This window comes from Planococcus sp. RAB007_Raresut, assembly GCF_057369535.1.
On the sequence record NZ_JBXYIF010000001.1, the window covers coordinates 319201 to 335263 of the forward strand.

At 45.5% G+C, this 16063-nt stretch carries 17 protein-coding genes; all 17 read right to left on the minus strand.

Annotation, left to right across the window (positions count from 1 at the left end; all coding sequences use genetic code 11):
- Nucleotides 1-33: 33 nt before the first annotated feature.
- Nucleotides 34-939, minus strand: a complete 906-nt coding sequence (dprA, locus tag AC2Q9J_RS01550) for a DNA-processing protein DprA (protein WP_499036726.1) — start codon at nucleotides 937-939, stop codon at nucleotides 34-36.
- 169 nt (nucleotides 940-1108) lie between these two features.
- On the minus strand, nucleotides 1109-2011 hold the full coding sequence (sucD, locus tag AC2Q9J_RS01555; protein ID WP_499036728.1) for a succinate--CoA ligase subunit alpha: 903 nt from the start codon (nucleotides 2009-2011) through the stop codon (nucleotides 1109-1111).
- An 18-nt stretch (nucleotides 2012-2029) separates the two neighbouring features.
- The gene (sucC, locus tag AC2Q9J_RS01560; protein ID WP_499036730.1) at nucleotides 2030-3190 is read right to left on the minus strand and encodes a succinate--CoA ligase subunit beta; all 1161 of its coding nucleotides are present in this window, start codon (nucleotides 3188-3190) and stop codon (nucleotides 2030-2032) included.
- Between the two features lie 122 nt (nucleotides 3191-3312).
- The gene (gene rnhB, locus AC2Q9J_RS01565; protein ID WP_499036732.1) at nucleotides 3313-4104 is read right to left on the minus strand and encodes a ribonuclease HII; all 792 of its coding nucleotides are present in this window, start codon (nucleotides 4102-4104) and stop codon (nucleotides 3313-3315) included.
- A gap of 95 nt (nucleotides 4105-4199) precedes the next feature.
- The gene (gene ylqF / locus AC2Q9J_RS01570; RefSeq protein WP_499036734.1) at nucleotides 4200-5069 is read right to left on the minus strand and encodes a ribosome biogenesis GTPase YlqF; all 870 of its coding nucleotides are present in this window, start codon (nucleotides 5067-5069) and stop codon (nucleotides 4200-4202) included.
- 11 nt (nucleotides 5070-5080) lie between these two features.
- Entirely contained in the window at nucleotides 5081-5638 is a 558-nt protein-coding gene (lepB, locus tag AC2Q9J_RS01575; protein WP_499036736.1) for a signal peptidase I, read from the minus strand.
- Nucleotides 5639-5738: 100 nt separating this feature from the next.
- Entirely contained in the window at nucleotides 5739-6083 is a 345-nt protein-coding gene (rplS, locus tag AC2Q9J_RS01580; protein ID WP_203332612.1) for a 50S ribosomal protein L19, read from the minus strand.
- A gap of 135 nt (nucleotides 6084-6218) precedes the next feature.
- Nucleotides 6219-6944, minus strand: a complete 726-nt coding sequence (gene trmD / locus AC2Q9J_RS01585; protein WP_499036738.1) for a tRNA (guanosine(37)-N1)-methyltransferase TrmD — start codon at nucleotides 6942-6944, stop codon at nucleotides 6219-6221.
- On the minus strand, nucleotides 6941-7459 hold the full coding sequence (gene rimM, locus AC2Q9J_RS01590; protein ID WP_499036740.1) for a ribosome maturation factor RimM: 519 nt from the start codon (nucleotides 7457-7459) through the stop codon (nucleotides 6941-6943). The genes trmD and rimM overlap by 4 nt, the downstream gene beginning before the upstream one ends.
- Before the next feature lie 360 nt (nucleotides 7460-7819).
- The gene (locus AC2Q9J_RS01595) at nucleotides 7820-8053 is read right to left on the minus strand and encodes a KH domain-containing protein (RefSeq protein WP_101802770.1); all 234 of its coding nucleotides are present in this window, start codon (nucleotides 8051-8053) and stop codon (nucleotides 7820-7822) included.
- 13 nt (nucleotides 8054-8066) lie between these two features.
- Nucleotides 8067-8339 carry a 30S ribosomal protein S16 gene (gene rpsP, locus AC2Q9J_RS01600; RefSeq protein ID WP_033543714.1) on the minus strand — a complete coding sequence of 91 codons (273 nt, stop codon included), beginning with the start codon at nucleotides 8337-8339 and terminating at the stop codon, nucleotides 8067-8069.
- A 93-nt stretch (nucleotides 8340-8432) separates the two neighbouring features.
- Nucleotides 8433-9791, minus strand: coding sequence for a signal recognition particle protein (ffh, locus tag AC2Q9J_RS01605; protein WP_499036743.1), 1359 nt, complete (start codon nucleotides 9789-9791; stop codon nucleotides 8433-8435).
- 12 nt (nucleotides 9792-9803) lie between these two features.
- Nucleotides 9804-10127 carry a putative DNA-binding protein gene (locus AC2Q9J_RS01610; RefSeq protein ID WP_499037324.1) on the minus strand — a complete coding sequence of 108 codons (324 nt, stop codon included), beginning with the start codon at nucleotides 10125-10127 and terminating at the stop codon, nucleotides 9804-9806.
- Between the two features lie 67 nt (nucleotides 10128-10194).
- The gene (ftsY, locus tag AC2Q9J_RS01615) at nucleotides 10195-11211 is read right to left on the minus strand and encodes a signal recognition particle-docking protein FtsY (protein WP_499036745.1); all 1017 of its coding nucleotides are present in this window, start codon (nucleotides 11209-11211) and stop codon (nucleotides 10195-10197) included.
- Nucleotides 11212-11227: 16 nt separating this feature from the next.
- On the minus strand, nucleotides 11228-14776 hold the full coding sequence (gene smc / locus AC2Q9J_RS01620; RefSeq protein WP_499036747.1) for a chromosome segregation protein SMC: 3549 nt from the start codon (nucleotides 14774-14776) through the stop codon (nucleotides 11228-11230).
- A 3-nt stretch (nucleotides 14777-14779) separates the two neighbouring features.
- Nucleotides 14780-15535, minus strand: a complete 756-nt coding sequence (gene rnc / locus AC2Q9J_RS01625) for a ribonuclease III (RefSeq protein WP_499036749.1) — start codon at nucleotides 15533-15535, stop codon at nucleotides 14780-14782.
- 254 nt (nucleotides 15536-15789) lie between these two features.
- Complete coding sequence (locus tag AC2Q9J_RS01630) at nucleotides 15790-16026, minus strand: acyl carrier protein (protein WP_033543709.1); 237 nt, start codon at nucleotides 16024-16026, stop codon at nucleotides 15790-15792.
- Nucleotides 16027-16063: the final 37 nt, after the last annotated feature.

The window sequence follows — 16063 nt, forward strand, 5'->3', positions numbered from 1 at the left end:
TGTATAACAGTTTTTGTGTTAATGCAAGGCATTTCATTTTATCGACTTATTTAGAACATGAATTTCCCGGTATTCTTCCAGCACCTGAAGGGCGTTCCAGACCGGTTTTGCGCCTTCATAGATCAATTTATGCGGACCGGCTGAAAGGGGCGAACCGATGTTTCCCGGAACCGCAAATATATCCTTGCCGTGTTCCAAGGCATGCTCAATGGTGCTTAGCGTCCCGCTTTTCACTTCCGCTTCTGTCACCAAAACCCCTTTAACCAAACCACTGATTATGCGGTTCCGCATCGGAAAATTCCAGCGTTTCGGCTGCATATAAGGGGGATATTCGGTTAATGCCAATTGAGTTTCTTCTATTATAATATTCAATTCACCGTTCTCTTTCGGATACGGATTCATAAATCCGCTGCCGGTAACTGCAATCGTTTTGCCGCCGCAAGCAATAGCAGTTCGGTGGGCCATCGCATCGGCACCTTTAGCCAATCCGCTGACGATTGTAAAACCCGCTGCCATAAGGTCCGGGATTAACAGGTCCATCGCTTTTTGCGAGTAATCGGAAGCCTTTCTGGATCCGATAACACCGAGAAGGTCCTTATCCAATAAATAATCAATATTTCCCTTGGCGTAAAGAATGGCTGGTGGATCAATCAGGTGAAATAGGCTTTGTGGATAATTGGGATGGTTATAAGATATGGGGAGTATCTTATGCTTTTTGTACGTATCAGAATAGGGGGTGTTTAGTGACTTTCTGTAAGCGGTCTTCAAACGCGCCGCCGCTTCCGGTTTAATCTCAAGCAATTGGCTGATTTCCCAAGCCGGCCTGTTTTCCAGGCATTCCAATTTCGGATCATCGATCATCAGCCGTTTTAGGCGGTTAAGGGGTTGAGGGTATACGTAATGCAATGCCATCAGTCTTTGTTCAAACAATGAATCCATAAAGTTCCTCCATTCTTTTGGGTGCCTGACAAAGATGAAGTTCAACTTAAGCTTAATAGTAGCCTGACTGGCAGAACATGTAAATAGCTGTTTGAATATTATCTTTATTCAATCGAAGGTGTAAAAAATCAAAAACGCGAAACCAGTTAAGGTTCCGCGTTCAAAATTATTAATGTGTTTTACAAGCGTCGTAAAGACCTTTTTCTTTGATCACTTTGATCAAAGTTTCACCGATAACTGATGGTGTGTCTGCAACTTCGATTCCAGCAGCGTTCATTGCTTTGATCTTGTCTGCAGCAGTACCTTTACCTCCGGAAATGATCGCACCAGCGTGGCCCATGCGTTTTCCTTCTGGAGCAGTTTGTCCGCCGATAAAGCCGACAACAGGTTTAGTCATATTCGCTTTAACCCATTCTGCAGCTTCTTCTTCAGCAGTACCACCGATTTCACCGATCATTACTACAGCATAAGTGTCTTCATCTTCATTGAATTCTTTCAATACATCGATAAAGTTTGTGCCGTTTACCGGGTCTCCGCCGATACCGACAGCTGTCGATTGGCCGATTCCTTCTTCAGACAATTGGTGAGTCGCTTCGTACGTCAACGTACCAGAGCGTGATACAACACCGACATGTCCTTTTTTGTGAATGTATCCAGGCATGATGCCGATTTTACATTCGTCCGGAGTGATGACACCCGGGCAGTTAGGTCCGACAAGACGTGTTTTCTTGCCTTCCATATAACGCTTCACTTTTACCATATCCAATACTGGAATGTGCTCAGTGATGCAGATAGCCATGTCCAATTCAGCTTCCACTGCTTCAAGAATTGCATCAGCAGCAAAAGGAGCCGGTACATAAATTACAGATACATTGGCACCTGTAGCTTTTACGGCATCTTCAACTGTGTTGAAAACAGGTACGCCTTCAACTTCAGTTCCGCCTTTGCCTGGTGTTACACCCGCAACGATTTTCGTTCCGTATTCAAGCATTTGCTTTGTATGGAAAAGGGCAGTTGACCCTGTAATTCCCTGTACAAGCACTTTCGTGTCTTTATTAATGTATACACTCATTTTTGTCCCTGCCCTTCTTTAGCCTACAAGTTCTACGATCTGTTTCGCGCCATCCGCCATAGTGCCGGCAGCTACGATGTTCAGACCTGATTCGTTCAGCAGTTTTTTACCTAGTTCTACGTTTGTTCCTTCAAGACGGACTACTAATGGCACTTCAAGGCTAACTTCTTTAGCAGCTTGAATTACACCTTCCGCAATGATGTCACACTTCATGATACCGCCGAAAATGTTAACGAAGATCCCTTTAACATTCTTGTCAGAAAGAATGATTTTGAATGCTTCCGTTACTTTCTCAGCAGTGGCACCGCCCCCAACGTCAAGGAAGTTAGCGGGTGAGCCGCCGTAATAGTTAATCGTATCCATTGTTGCCATAGCAAGGCCGGCACCGTTAACCATACAGCCGATGTTTCCGTCCAATGAAATGTAGCTCAAGTCATACTTGGAAGCTTCGATTTCTTTGGCATCTTCTTCATCGTAATCGCGCATTTCCATAATGTCCTGATGACGGTATAGAGCGTTGGCATCGAAGTTGAACTTCGCATCCAAAGCGACTACCTGTCCGTCGCCAGTTACAACCAATGGGTTGATTTCGACGATTGCTGCGTCTTTTTCCACATAAGCCTGGTAAAGGCCCAGCATCAATTTGGCTGCTTTGTTTACAAGCTTAGCCGGGATGTTCATGTTGAACGCCATGCGGCGAGCCTGGAAACCAGTCAAACCGACAACAGGATCGATTTCTTCATAGAAGATACGCTCCGGTGTGTTTGCTGCTACTTCTTCGATGTCCATTCCGCCTTCTTCTGATCCCATCAAGTTGACTAGGGAAGTTTCACGGTCAAGAACCAATCCAAGATAGTACTCTTTTTCAATATTGCTGCCCGCTTCGATGTAAAGACGTTTAACTTCTTTACCTTCCGGACCTGTTTGGTGAGTCACAAGCACTTTGCCAAGAAGTTCTTTAGCGTACTCGCGCACTTCATCCAAGTTTTTAGCCAGCTTGACGCCGCCTGCTTTGCCTCGTCCACCTGCGTGGATTTGAGCTTTTACAACGACAACATCCGAACCAAGTTCTTTCGCTGCTTTGACTGCTTCTTCAGGTGAAAAAGCAACATGGCCTTCTGGAACTGATACGCCATATTGTTTCAGGACCTGTTTTCCCTGATATTCATGGATATTCATCTGTCATCCTCCAATCAAACATCTGTCTCTTAATTTTATTGCCTTTACCATTGTATTAAAGTTGCCACAAAATGTCCACAGTAGACAGCCAAGCTCACGAATACTTGAAATATTCAATTTCTTCATTCGTTTATTCTAAATGTATCCGCTTGCTTCAAAATCCCCTTTACAGGTTCGAAAGTACGCCTGTGAATCGGCGTTGGACCATGTTGCTGTATTGCTTCCACATGCGTTTTCGTTCCGTATCCGGCATGCTGAGCGAAACCATATTCGGGATATTGTGAGGCGTACGCATCCATAATCGCATCCCTGCCTGTTTTGGCCAAAATGGAAGCGGCTGCAATCGCCAGGCTTTTCGCATCCCCTTTGATGATGGAAACGCACGGAATACCGGTATCAAGCTGCATTGCATCGGCGAGAATAATCGACGGCGCGGGGTCAAGCGACATCGCAGCTACAGCCATTGACTGCTTCGTAGCCTGATAAATATTCAATCGGTCAATTTCTTCCGGCGGCTGGATATGTACGGCATAGCTCACAGCGATTTTTTTAATTTCTTCAGCAAAATAATCCCGTTTTGCTTTCGGGATTTTTTTCGAATCATCAAGGCCGATGAGTGTGGGACAATGGTCAGGAAGAATGACAGCGGCTGTCACAACCGGTCCGGCGAGCGGACCTCTCCCCGCTTCATCAATGCCGGCGACTGTCCACTCCGGAATTTCTTTAAATGAATCATCAAATTGCTGTTTGATTTCGAGATTTTTGAACAACTTTTCCTGAAGTGCCTGTTTGCGTTTCCATGAAGCCAATAATTTTTGGACTGCCTTTCTGTCATCAGATTCCAATTCATCGATCCAAGGCTCCCACTTCCCTGTTTCGCCAAGTTTCTCGCGTATCGATTTAATGGTATGCATTGTGTTGCTCCTTCCCATGGTTCGAAATTCACTCGAATATAAATAAAAGAGGCCGCCCGGAATCGGATCAGCCTCCTTCATTTGCCTGCAGCTTTTTAATCTTCTTCATCAACGATCATTTCATCTTTATAATCGAATGTGACTCGCCCAAGATATTGATTGCGGATGTCACGGACAATTGCTTCAGCGGTCATTTCATAATCGGCTTCACCTTCATGCGACACAAAACGGCGTTTTTTCGCGATGTGATCGAAGGTATGAACAATTTCTTCATCGACATGGTCGATGCCATAACGCTCTTTCAAGCGCTCCGGATAACGTTCTTCCAAAAATTTAAGCGCATAGATGGCCAGCTCCTGCATTTGGATGACCGAATCTTTGATGGCTCCGGTTACCGCCAATTTAAAACCAGTTTCAGGGTCCTCGAATTTAGGCCATAAAATACCTGGCGTATCCAGCAATTCAATTTCCTTGCCGACTTTAATCCATTGCTGCGCTTTTGTTACTCCGGGCATATTCCCGGTTTTTGCGAGGCTCTTTTTGGAAAGGCGGTTGATCAAAGTAGACTTCCCTACGTTCGGAATACCGACGATCATGGCGCGGATGGCGCGTGGTTTGATCCCTTTGGCAATCATGCGGTCCCACTTTTCAGCAAGAATCTCTTTTGACGCTTTTGTCACAAGCTGCAGTCCCTTGCCTTCCAGCGAGTTGATGGCTACTGCACGTGTGCCTTGCTCTTCAAAATAGCGGATCCATTTTTTTGTTTCTGCCTCATCCGCCATATCCATCTTATTTAAGATGATCAATCTCGGTTTCTGCTGAATCACCTGATCGATCATCGGGTTGCGTGATGATAAAGGAAGCCTTGCGTCGACCAGTTCAAATATGATGTCGACTAATTTCAGTTTTTCAGTTACTTCTCTCCGGGCTTTCGCCATATGCCCAGGAAACCATTGAATCGTCATAAAATCTCTCCTTACTTAACAAGTCCCACTTCTTCAAATGGCCAGAATACAAAACTCGTATTGCCGACAACTTCTTCCATTGGAACTACTCCGATAATCCGGCTGTCCTTGCTTGCCCGGCGATTATCGCCCATTACAAATACTGTTCCTTCCGGTACAGTACTGGAATTTATCTTTTCTTCAAGCGTAAAATCTTCTGTCAATGTGCCACTGACATCTTTTTTGTAGTCGTCCAGATACGGCTCATCCATTGGTTCACCGTTAATATATAACTGGTCATTTTCATAAGCGATATGATCACCCGGCAAGCCGATGATCCGCTTGATATAATCTTTTTCTTCAGGCGCATGAAAAACGATGATGTCAAACCGCTCCGGATTCCCAATATTATAGCCAATTTTATTGACAATCATGCGGTCGCCATGTTCTAGCGTCGGCATCATCGACTCCCCATCAACCACAATCGGCGTAAAAAGGAATATCCGGATAATTGCCGCGAGGCCAAATGCGATCAATAGAGCCTTTGACCATTCCCACACTTCGTTTTTCTTTTTCGCTTCTGTTTCCATGCGCGTTCCTCCCTAGGCTTTGTGCTTTAATTGTACAAGGATATGTGCATTTAAGCAAAAAAGAAAGAGGGCGCGGACGCCCTCTTTCTGCATTGCAATCTTATCGAATTTCTTTAATGCGCGCTGCTTTACCGCGAAGGTTACGCAAGTAGTACAGTTTCGCACGACGAACTTTACCGCGACGGGTAACTTCAAGTTGAGCAATTTTTGGTGTGTGTACAGGGAATGTACGTTCAACACCAACACCGTAAGAGATTTTGCGGACAGTGAATGATTCACTGATCCCGCCTCCGCGACGGCCGATGACAACTCCTTCGTATACCTGAATACGTTCGCGTGTACCCTCGACAACTTTAACGTGGACGCGAACAGTATCGCCAGGACGGAAATCTGGGAGATCCGTACGAAGCTGTTCTTTTGTGATTTCTGTAATAATGTTTTGCATGGTTTTCTCTCCTTCTACAGATGCTCTTGCAGTCAATCTGTCGCCGCAGCGGAACACCGTGATCCTGTACTTCACATAAAAGTACAGACTCCATGTTATCACTGTGCGCCTTCAGATGCAAGAGTTAATCTTCATTTAATCAGTATTTTTCAGGCCGTCTAAAATCTTCTGTTGAGCTGCTGTCAGTTCAATCTTTTCAAGCAGATCCGGACGGCGTTCGAGCGTTCTTTTCAGCGTTTGCTCTTCACGCCATTTATCGACTTTTCCGTGGTTTCCGGAAGTCAGCACATCCGGAACTTTCCATCCCCGGTAATCGGCAGGACGCGTGTATTGCGGATGTTCAAGAAAGCCGGTCGAGAATGAATCCTTCACCGGTGAATCGGCATTTCCAAGAACACCTGGAAGCAAGCGGACGATACTGTCTATGACCGTCATCGCCGCAAGCTCTCCGCCTGTCAAAACGAAATCACCGATGGAAATTTCATCAGTCACCAGATGCTCACGAATCCGCTCGTCGTATCCTTCGTAATGGCCGCAGATGAAAATCAGATCATCTTCCTGCGCAAGCTCTTCCGCTTTTTTCTGCGTAAAGCGCTCACCTTGCGGGCACATCAGAATGACGCGCGGCTTTCCTTCGCCGGAGAGCGCTTCTACAGCGTTGAATACCGGTTCCGGCTTCAATACCATACCAGCACCGCCGCCAAACGGATAATCGTCCACCTGGCGTTTATTGTCGGCGTAATCCCGGAAATCCGAAACAGCAAATGAGACTGCTCCTTTTTCCTGGGCTTTTTTCATCATCGACTGATTGAACACACCTTCGAACATGGCTGGGAATAATGAAAGAACATTTATCTTCATTCGTTCAACAAACCTTCCATGACTTCAATCGTTACTTTTTTGTCTTCGACATCAATGTCCTTTACGACATCTTCGATATAAGGAATATAATGCTTCTTACCGGTTTGAGGTGTAATTTCCCACACGTCATTCGCGCCGGTTTCAAGAATTTCCGTGATTTTGCCCAGCTCACGGCCTTCATCAGTGAAGACTGTGCAGCCCAGAATTTCATGGTGATAGAACGCGCCCTCTTCCAATTCCGTCAGGTCATGTTCTGCAATCCGCAGATATGAATCTTTGAACTCTTCCACCATATTGATATTCGGATAGCCTTCGAACGTCAGCAATTCAAAATTCTTATGCTGGCGATGGCTGGCTACTTGGACCATAATCGGCTTTTTTTCGCCTTTTTTAAAAAGGCCAAGTTTCGTTCCCACTGCAAAACGTTCCTCCGGAAAATCGGTGCGGGATAAAACCCGGACTTCTCCGCGAATTCCGTGAGTGTTGACGATTTTTCCTACGTTAAACCATTCCACACGCAAACATCCTTTCTGTTTCAGTATTTATATTATAAAAATTATTAAGTAATCGCGCCGGCGCTTAGGACAAAGCTCCCGCAATTAGCCGAGAAGTGCACTCGTCTTATTGCTTCGCTCAGTCCATTGGCGCGCCAGCGCTGAGAAAATAGCTTTTATTGAGAGATTATCTGAGATATGGAGCAAAACAGCGAAGACGCCATGGGGACCAAGCGAAGTGCTGAGATCCACTCGAGCGAAGTGAAACGAGCTCGAGTTAGCTCAGTGCGAGCCCCCAGGCAAGCGAAGTTGTTTTGCGGAATATCGGCTATAACGACAATCCCAAGAAAAAAGGAAGGAACCTGGGCTCCTTCCTTTTACTCAATCCACAATATCGAGGTAAGTTTTTTTCTTATGATGATTGCCTGCTGCTGAATACACGATAGCGCGGATGGCTTTCGCCACACGGCCTTGCTTACCGATCACTTTCCCTGTATCTTGCTGATGCACAGAAAGCTTGTAGACAATTCGGCTATTATTTTCGTCAATTTCAATACGAACTTCTTCCGGATGATCAACCAGCGGTTTCACAATGGTTTCAATCAGCTGCTTCATAAGAAAATCTCCCTTACTTGTTTAATTTGTCGTTATGGAATTTCTCCATAATGCCGTTTTGAGAAAACAAGTTACGAACAGTATCAGATGGTTTAGCGCCATCGTGAAGCCATTTCAACGCCAATTCTTCGTCGATTTTAACTTCAGCTGGAACTGTCAGCGGGTTGTAAGTACCTACTGTCTGGATTTGACGGCCGTCACGTGGAGCACGTGAGTCAGCTACAACAATACGATAGAAAGGAGATTTTTTAGCTCCCATACGTTTTAATCTAATTTTTACTGCCATTTCTTAAAGCACCTCCGAATAGTTTCACACAAGACATTATATTAGCAAGCTTTAAATAGTTTGTAAAGTATTTTTTCTTAACACCTTAAAAAATTATTTAAAAAGTGAGTCCAGGCCTGGCATTGACATCTTTTTCTTGCCTTTTTTCGAGTTCATGCCGGACATTTGTTTCATCATTTTCTTCATATCTTCAAATTGTTTCAACAGGCGATTGACATCCTGAATAGACGTTCCGGATCCGCGGGCGATCCGCTTTTTCCGGTTTGCATTGATGATTTCAGGCGTTGTTTTCTCCTGTTTTGTCATCGAGTAAATGATGGCTTCTACACGGCCCATTTGGCTTTCATCCACTTTAGCGTTTTCCAGCCCTTTGATTTTATTGGCGCCGGGCAGCATCTTCAGGATTTCATCCAATGGCCCCATCTGTTTGACTTGTGCCAATTGTTCCAGGAAGTCATCGAACGTAAATGAAGAAGTACGGAATTTCTCTTCGAGTTGTTTCGCTTTTTCTTCATCAACATTCGTCTGCGCTTTTTCAATCAGCGACAGCATATCTCCCATACCGAGGATTCGGGATGCCATGCGTTCCGGATGGAATACATCCAAAGCATCCAGTTTTTCGCCCATACCGATGAATTTGATCGGTTTTTGCGTTACGGTACGGATTGACAATGCCGCCCCGCCGCGTGTATCGCCGTCAAGCTTCGTCAGGACGACTCCTGTAATACCGATGGCTTCATCAAAGCTCTGCGCCACGTTAACAGCATCTTGTCCGGTCATGGCATCCACAACCAGGAAGATCTCATCAGGTTCTTTAAGCGCCCGGATATCCTTCAATTCCTGCATCAGCGTATCGTCTATATGCAAACGGCCAGCCGTATCAATAATGACTGTATCCAGATGCTCCGCTTTCGCGTGTTCGATCGCTTGACGGGCAATTTCAACCGGCGATATATCCGTCCCTTTTGAAAATACAGGAATGGTCAGCTGTTTGCCGACTGTTTCCAATTGCTGTACAGCCGCTGGACGGTATACGTCAGCCGCTACCAATAACGGTTTGCGGTTATGCTTTTTGCGCAGCAATCCCGCCAGTTTTCCGGTAGTGGTCGTTTTACCTGCACCTTGCAGACCCACCATCATAATGACGGTCGGCTGTTTGGTTGAAAATTCAATTTTGCTCTGCTCGCCGCCCATCAATTCCGTCAATTCATCCTTAACGATTTTGACGACCTGCTGGCCCGGTGTCAAGCTGTCCATTACATCTGAACCGGCAGCGCGTTCACTTACTTTTTTAACGAATTCTTTTACTACTTTTAAGTTAACATCCGCTTCGATTAAAGCGAAACGGACTTCACGCATCATATCTTTAACATCTGCTTCAGACACTTTACCTTTGCCTTTGATCTTAGTCATGGTGCCTTGCAGGCGTTCGGATAAACCTTCAAATGCCATTCGTTCCGCCTCCTAATCCCATTCTTTCAGTTCACTGAGGAATTTATGGATGTTTTCTTCAGTGAAAGGGTTTTTCTCGAATGTAGAAACCAGTTCCTGCCGACGCTGAAACTTATCGAACAGCTGGAGCTTCGCTTCGTATTCCTCGAGCATCGCTTCAGTGCGGCGTATATTATCGTAAACCGCCTGTCGCGTAATATCGTATTCTTCGGCTATTTCACCTAAAGAATGGTCATCCAAATAATACAGCATCATATAACTGCGCTGTTTTGGCGTCAGCAATTCCTGATAGAAATCGAATAGATAATTCATCCGTGTCGTTTTTTCCAAACCCATCATTTCTGCTCACCCCGTTCATACTACACACAACATTACTGAAAATGAAATCAACCGTCAAGTAATTTTACTTGTCTGCTGAGTCCTCTTCCATTTCTTCTTCCTTATCCAAACCTTCAGCAAACAGGCCATATACATATTTCTGTGGATCGAATGGCTGCAGATCATCCATTTTTTCTCCAAGACCGACAAATTTGACGGGGATTTTCAATTTATTGCGGATTGCCAGTACGATACCGCCTTTTGCGGTGCCGTCCAGTTTAGTCAGTACGATGCCAGTGACTTCCGTTACTTCTTTAAAAGTCTGTGCCTGGATCATTGCATTTTGCCCGGTTGTGGCATCAAGCGCCAAGAGCACTTCATGTGGAGCTCCGGGAATTTCACGCCCTAATACACGGTGAACTTTTTCCAATTCATTCATCAAATTGACTTTGTTTTGGAGACGGCCCGCAGTATCGCAGATCAAAACATCAACCCCTCGTGATTTCGCCGAACGCACAGCGTCATACATGACCGCTGCTGGATCTGAACCGGCGGCTTGCTTAATCACATCTACGCCGACCCGCTGTCCCCAGACATCCAATTGCTCGATTGCTCCAGCACGGAAAGTGTCACCGGCCGCCAGCATGACCGATTTGCCTTCATTTTTCAAGCGATGAGCCAATTTACCGATAGTCGTCGTCTTGCCGACACCGTTTACGCCAACCATTAAAATGACGGTCAAGCCATCGACAAATTTGATTTCGTTCAGTTCAGGTTCGCCTGCCTGATAAATTTCCACCAGTTTTTCAGAAATGACGGATTGCACGTTGGAAGTATCCCGCACATTTTTGCGCTGAACTTCATAACGCAATTCATCCATCAATTCGAGAACCGTTTCAAAGCCGACATCCGCCTGCAAGAGGACTTCTTCAAGCTCTTCGAAGAAATCTTCATCCACTTTGCGGTATTTCGCCACTAAGTCATTGATTCGTGATGTGAATCCCGTGCGGGTTTTTTCCAATCCTTCTTTATATTTTTCTGTCGATTGTTCCTGCTCGGCATTGCCGGCAAATTTATCTTTCAGCTTTTTGAAAAAACTCACCAGATCACTCCTCTATTTATAGTTGTTCCTGCAGTTTTACAGATACAAGTTTTGATATGCCCGATTCCTGCATCGTGATGCCGTAAAGGACATCCGCGCCTTCCATCGTCCCTTTTCGGTGTGTAATGACGATGAATTGCGTATCTTCACTGAATTTCTTGAGATATTGGCTATAGCGTACAACGTTCGATTCATCAAGCGCCGCTTCCACTTCATCAAGAATACAGAATGGCACCGGCCGGATATTCAGGATGGCAAATAAAAGCGCAATCGCTGTCAGCGCCCGTTCTCCTCCAGACAACAGGCTGAGAGCCTGCAATTTCTTGCCCGGCGGCTGCGCGATGATTTCCACTCCGGTCGCCAGCATGTCCTGCGGATTAGTCAGCACAAGATCCGCTGACCCTCCGCCGAACAATTCCTTGAAAACCCGCTGGAAATGAGTCCGGATGGCATGGAAGGTTTCATCAAAACGAGTCGTCATCTCTTCATCCATTTCGCGGATGACTGTCCGCAATGTTTCTTTGGCCTCGTTCAGATCGTTGCGCTGTTCAGTAAGGAAATTATGGCGTTCAGCCACATGTTCGAATTCTTCGATGGAGCCGATATTGACAGGTCCCAATTCTTCAATCGACTGTTTAAGCAATTTGACTTTCTTGCGCACAACATCTTCTTCATCCGCAAGTTCAAATTGCATCGCCTGTTCAAGTGTCAATTCGTAATTATTTTCCAATTGTCCAATCAGATTCTGTATCTGGACATCCAGGCGCGTAGCCTTCACTTCACATATACGGATGGCTTCGACAAAACCTTTATGAAGGCGATGGCGTTCTTTCAGCTCTCCTTCCAGTTCGGTCAATTGGCTTTGGTTTTGCGATCGATGTTCTTTTAACTCACTGATTTTTTGCATGCCCGTTTGCTTTTTATGGGACCATTTTGAAATTTCAGCTATGATTTCCTCATCAGAATAGACTTTCGCCGCTTCTTCGGATTGCAGCCATTCAAGTTCTGACTGAATTTCCTTCAGCTTGCGGTCGCTCTTTTCTTTGCGGACTAGCAATTCAGCTTCACTATCCGTTAATTGGCTGACCCTTTCCTTCATCACAGCGAGTTGGGATTTATGGTCAGCAAATTTTACAAGTACCGCATCCCGGGCACTTTCATTCTGCTGTTTGAACTGCGTCAGTTCTTCGATCCGGGCCGATGTACCGTCCAGTTCCGAGGTGATTTCATTAAGACGGCTGGAAGCAGTTTCTTTGCGGACCGTCACAGCATCCAAATCGGATCCTTTGTTTTTTTGCTCAGCCTGAAACACCTTGAAACGCTCTTTCGTGGTATTCAGGACTGCATTAATTTCCCGAAGTGTCATTGCGCGCTCTGACTCGAGGTCGCGATATTTTTCACCCTCAGAACGCAAATCGTTCAATTTCCGTTCTGTGCTATGGACTTCAGACTGTTCTTTCTGCACCGTTTTTTCTGCAACAGCAATCGTTTGTGCCAGCTCTTTTGACTGGACAAGCAATTGCTCAAGTTCCGCTTTACGCGTGAAAAACGATGCCTGGGTTTTATTGGCGCCGCCGGTCATCGATCCGCCGGCATTGACGATATCCCCTTCAAGCGTCACGACTCTATAGCGGTTGCCTGTAAGTTTAGCGATTGCAGTCGCGCCTTTCAGATCTTCAGCAATAATGACATTTCCGAGCAGATTTTCGATGATCATATTATAAGCGGGATCATAATCCACCAGCTCGAACGCAACTTTAATAAACGCCGGATGCTGGCGTATTGAAGATAAGGTGTGTTCCGGTATGGTTCTCGGTTTCATGACTGTCATCGGCAGGAAAGTTGATCGGCCCGCCCTTTTCTCACGTAGGAACTGGATTGCCTGCCGGGCGTTGTCTTCGTTTTCAACGACAATATGCTGACTGGAAGCGCCAAGCGCAGTTTCGATCGCTTTCGCATAATCCTGATCGACTTGTGCTATTTCAGCAACCGCTCCCACGATTCCGTTCAACCGGCCCTTTTCACGTGCTTGGAGAACTTCCCGCACACCTTGGAAAAATCCCGAGAAATCAGCTTCCAATTCCTGGAGAGTTTCAATTCTGGATTCCAGTTGTTTTTGGGATTGATAGGCTTGAAACAGCATATTTTGCTTTTTGTCGAAAGCTCCCTTAATTTGCTGGTAGCTGTTTTCTGTTTCACGGTACAATCTGCGTTTTTCTTCCAACAGCGCTTTGATCGCATCGTATTTCTTTTCAGCTTCTTCTTTTTCTTTTTCCAGCTTTTCGAGCTCACTGCTGAAATCCTTTTGCTGCAAAGCGATTCTGCTGGTGGATTCAGACAATTGCTGTTGCTGCAGATCGATATTTTTCAATTCGTTTCTGACAGAAGCCTGCTCATTCATCAATTCAATATAGAGCGACTTGAAGGATTCAATCTCGTTTTCAATATCCGCCGGCGTTCTGCTCAATTGTTCTTCCAATTGCCTGATGGCATTTTTGATTTTCTGCTGCTCCGCTTTTCTTGCTTCCAATAGCTCCGATTGCTCCTGGTGTTTGGCAGCCAGCACTTGATTCTCTGCCAATTCCGTTTCCAGGTTTTCTTTCAGCTGACTGGCCTGACGGTCCGCATTATGCTTTTTCTCGGACATCAATAATTTGCGGCCTTCCCATTTTTCGGTTTCGGAACTGGCTTCAATCAGACTGCTTTGTTCAGAATCTATCTCACTGTCGAGTTCCGCAATTTTCTTTCGGAGTCTGGCTACAGTTTCTTCTTTATTGCCAATTTCAGCCGCCAATTCCTGTTCTTTGGCGCTTTGCTCGTCAGCATCATTGCCAAGTTGTTCTAGCTCCTGTTTTAAACGGTTTGCGTCGAATGCCAATAAAGCGATATCCGCATCTTTGAGTTCAGCACTCATATCCAAATAATCCCTTGCGGCGGAAGCCTGGATTTGAAGCGGCTCCATCCTGCCATCGAGCTCATGGAGAATATCCAAAACCCTGTTGAGGTTTTCGTCCGTTTCATTTAATTTCAATTCAGCTTTTTTCTTACGCTGTTTATATTTCAATACACCGGCTGCTTCTTCGAATATCGAGCGGCGTTCTTCCGCTTTGCTGTTTAGGATTTCGTCAACGCGACCTTGTGAGATGATTGAAAACGCTTCTTTTCCAAGTCCGGAATCCATGAACAGATCGGTAATGTCTTTCAAACGGCAGTTCTGTTTATTCAAAAGATAGGCACTTTCGCCACTTCGAAAAACCCTTCTCGTTACGCTGACTTCGCTGTAATCGAGAGGGACCCGTCCATCCGTATTATCCAAGACCAAAGTAACTTCGGCGAAGTTCAAGGGCTTCCGTGAATCACTGCCGGCAAAAATGACATCTTCCATCTTTCCGCCGCGCAATGATTTCGCGGATTGTTCACCGAGGACCCAACGGATCGCGTCGGTAACATTACTCTTCCCGCTGCCATTCGGACCCACAACTGCTGTAACTCCGGGAACGAAATCGATGCCGATGCGATCAGCGAACGACTTGAATCCCATGACTTCCAATCTCTTCAAAAACATTCTCTAGTCCTCCATTGCTTCCTGCAATTTACGGATTGCCAGCTGAGCTGCCTGCTGTTCCGCTTCTTTTTTGGAACGTCCGTTTCCGACGCCCAATTCTTTATCGGCCAAAGTAACGCGTGTTACGAATATGCGGCTGTGCGCAGGCCCTTTTTCATCGATAATTTCGTAACTCAATGCACCTGAATTTTTCTGCTGCACAATTTCCTGCAATTGGCTCTTATAATCCATCACATGCGAAAAAGCACCGATTTCCACTTTAGGGAAAAGAATTACTTCCAGGAATGAAACAACCGGTTCAAGTCCTTGATCGAGATACAAAGCCCCGACGAATGATTCGAAGACATCAGCAAGGAGAGCCGGACGCGTTCTGCCGCCAGTCAATTCTTCGCCTTTGCCGAGCAAAATATATTTGCCGAAATTCAATTCATTCGCAAACAGTACAAGTGACGGTTCACAGACAATAGATGCCCGGAGTTTCGTCAATTCCCCTTCGCTCATGTCGGGATATTTCATATAAAGATAATGGGAAACCGATAATTCCAGAACGGCATCCCCCAAAAACTCGAGACGTTCGTTATCCGTGAATTTTTTTCTTCGATGCTCATTCACATAAGATGAATGAGTGAAAGCCTGATAAAGCAGTGCAGGATTGCGGAAGTTGACATCCAGCTCTTTTTGCAGCTGGTCAAAAGCATTTTTCACGCTTTCCTTCAGCACTCCCGGCTTTTGTTGGTTAAGGTTTTTTTTCATTGCCATTTTTATCTGCCTTCCTATGTTGTTCTTCCGTCAATTTTACCTTTTTTCCGGCTTTAACGCAAAAATAGAATTGACGCACAACCGCTTAAGCTGCAAGCGATTGTGCGTCAAGGTCATTTCATATTTTTGTGTCCAGACTCCAGCGCCTAGTCCCTCGAGGTCGCTTCGGCCTTACCGATAATGGCTAAAAACGCCATTATCTTTAAGCCCTCCAGCGCTTGTCGGGACTTAACAGGCGCTTTCGCTTTTCTAAATTAAGCTTGTTTTTTCTCAATGTAAGAAACTGCGTCTCCTACTGTAGACATGCCTTCTGCATCTTCATCAGAAATCTCCATGTCGAATTCGTCTTCAAGTTCCATAACCAATTCAACTACATCCAATGAATCCGCACCAAGGTCTCCTGTGAATGAAGCTTCAAGTTTCACTTCGTTCTCTTCTACACCTAGACGATCCACGATTACTTTAGTTACTCTTTCCAATACTGTTGCCAATGTCGTCACCTCCCCTCAATGCAGTATACAGAAATAC